This is a genomic window from Ruegeria marisflavi (assembly GCF_025673445.1).
Taxonomy (GTDB): Bacteria; Pseudomonadota; Alphaproteobacteria; order Rhodobacterales; family Rhodobacteraceae; genus Ruegeria_B; species Ruegeria_B marisflavi.
The window spans coordinates 1-2,045 of the sequence record NZ_JAOVQN010000062.1 but is presented as its reverse complement, the minus strand read 5'-3'; the positions used below and the strand labels follow the sequence as shown (position 1 = coordinate 2,045).

Below are 2,045 nucleotides of genomic sequence, written 5' to 3'. Positions count from 1 at the left end.
CCCTGCAGCTGATCGCGAGAGATACCGTAATATTTCAAAACAAAATCAACCCGATGGGAGTTGTTCAGGACGAACTACGTCAGTGTCCGAAATTTTGGGGGTAGCTCATCGGTCGGGGCGCGAAAATCCTGAAGATGAGAGAGGAGATCAAGAAACAGACATTCCGAAAACGCCGCTTGCAGCACAAAGCCGCTTCCGCCTAAACTCAAACAGAAACCAAACCAGTGCCTCCGTTACGATACAAACTCAGAGTTCCAAAAAACTCCGACGACAAACATATCAATATTGCATCTCTCTCAAGTTCCCCTGAATGCGCTTCGCGCTTTTGAAGCAACCGCTCGTTGCGGTAGCTTTACCGCTGCTGCACGAGAGCTATGTGTGACGCCTGGCGCCGTTGCGAGGCAGGTACACATCCTTGAGAACCGGTTGGGAATCCGGTTGGTAGTCCGAAAAGGGCCTCAGATATCCCTGACGCAAGCGGGGCTCGCGGCATTACCTTCGCTAAGGCGAGGTTTTGAAGAATTGCAAAGATCGGTGGGTGAAATTTGCCGTGCGATCGCGCCTCCCTCTATCACATTGTCGGCGGACACAACCTTTGCTGCGATGTGGTTGGCCCCGCGGCTCAGCGAGTTTCATGACGCTGAGACCCCGTCCCGGGTTCGCATCGTCTCGCAGATCGATACCGGCGCTACGGTGCCAGACTATGTTGACATCATCATCACGTCCTTTTTGTCTTGTCCGCCGGGATATTCCGAAAGGTTGCTGCATGTGGAAACGCTGGTTCCGGTGATGTCGCCGAAACTGTTCAGGCAACTGCGCCCGAAAGCGCCCAAGGATCTGACGCGCGCCAATCTGATCACGATCGAATCTGTGGTCGATGACGATGTGAATAATTTTGGATGGTCGGCCTGGTTTTCCCGGCATGGCGTAATGCTGCCCAAGGAAACGCAATTATCTCGGGTCAGCCTCAATATTCTCGCGTATCAGGAGGCGATTACACACCAAGGTGTGGTTTTGGCCTCGCAGCTATTGGTCAAGAAGCATTTGGAACGGGGAGACCTGGTCGCCCCGTTCGGGCCGGAGTTCGGCATTGAAGTGCCGCGCCGCGCCCTTGTCAAAGAGGCGTTTCCTAACCCGCTGGCAGAGCGTTTCCTGGCTTGGCTCGCGGGACTAAGCACCGCGCTCTAGGCGCGCAGGCGCGTGCCTTGCGGGTCAAAGGGCGGCTCGTGCAGGATTCTGGCTTTGTGCGGTTTACCCAGAACAAAGACCTCGACCTCTTCGCCGGGAGCCACGCCTCTCACATAGCCAAGCGCCAGTGACATGCCGACGGAATAACCGTAGGTACCGGACGAAACCTTGCCGACCGGTCTGCCACTCTTAAAAATCGGCTCACCTCCCGTGGCGTCGGCGTTGGAGGCGTTGGTCTGTTCTTCATCCAGCGCCAGCAACACAAGTGTTTCGCGAGCAGTTTTCGCCAGATTGGCGGCAGCGGCATCCTTGTTCAGGAAATCTTTGTCCATCTTGCACAGCGCCGCCATGCCCGCTTCTTGCGGCCAATATTCAGGGCTGTATTCGCGGCTCCAGGAACCATAGCCCTTCTCAACACGTAGGCTCATCAGAGCACGGGCACCAACAGGGCCGCCGTCCAGCTTGTGCGCAGCATCCAGCAGCGCAGCATAAAGTGCCGCCTGATCGGTTGCGGCGCAGTGGATTTCCCAACCCAAATCACCCGTGAATGAGACCCGCAACGCCAGCGCGTCAATGTCGGCGATCTGGATCTTTTTTGAGCGCATGAAGGGGAAATCTTCAGTTGCAAAAGAGGTTTGGCTTAACCCGCTCAGCAGTTCTCGCGATTTGGGCCCGGCGACGTTGAAGCCGCATATATCTGCCGTCTTGCTCTCGAAGGTGGTGCCTTCCGGCAGTTGAACGGCCTTGAAGAACCTGCTGTGATAGCGCTCGGCGATGCTGGAGCCCATGATGTTGATTTTTGCTGAGAAGTGACCCGGTAGCCCCATAATTTTCCACCGAGATTTGACCCATGTGAA

Annotated in this window: 3 protein-coding genes and 1 pseudogene; 3 read left to right on the top strand and 1 reads right to left on the bottom strand. The window is 55.8% G+C overall.

What is annotated here, in order from left to right:
- The 3 genes and pseudogenes from OEZ49_RS22950 to OEZ49_RS22945 form a co-directional block, all read left to right on the top strand.
- On the top strand, positions 1-310 hold a 310-nt coding region (locus OEZ49_RS22950), incomplete at its 5' end, for a hypothetical protein (protein WP_263390464.1).
- Positions 286-423, top strand: a pseudogene (locus OEZ49_RS23160) (LysR family transcriptional regulator); the annotation flags it as partial. The gene OEZ49_RS22950 and the pseudogene OEZ49_RS23160, both read left to right, overlap by 25 nt.
- A gap of 111 nt (positions 424-534) precedes the next feature.
- On the top strand, positions 535-1,188 hold the full coding sequence (locus OEZ49_RS22945; protein ID WP_263390463.1) for a LysR substrate-binding domain-containing protein: 654 nt from the start codon (positions 535-537) through the stop codon (positions 1,186-1,188).
- Here OEZ49_RS22945 and OEZ49_RS22940 read toward each other — a convergent pair.
- Positions 1,185-2,045, bottom strand: an 861-nt coding sequence (locus OEZ49_RS22940; protein WP_263390462.1) for an aminomethyltransferase family protein, incomplete at its 5' end; no start/stop codon positions are given. The two genes, OEZ49_RS22945 and OEZ49_RS22940, sit on opposite strands and share 4 nt — an antisense overlap.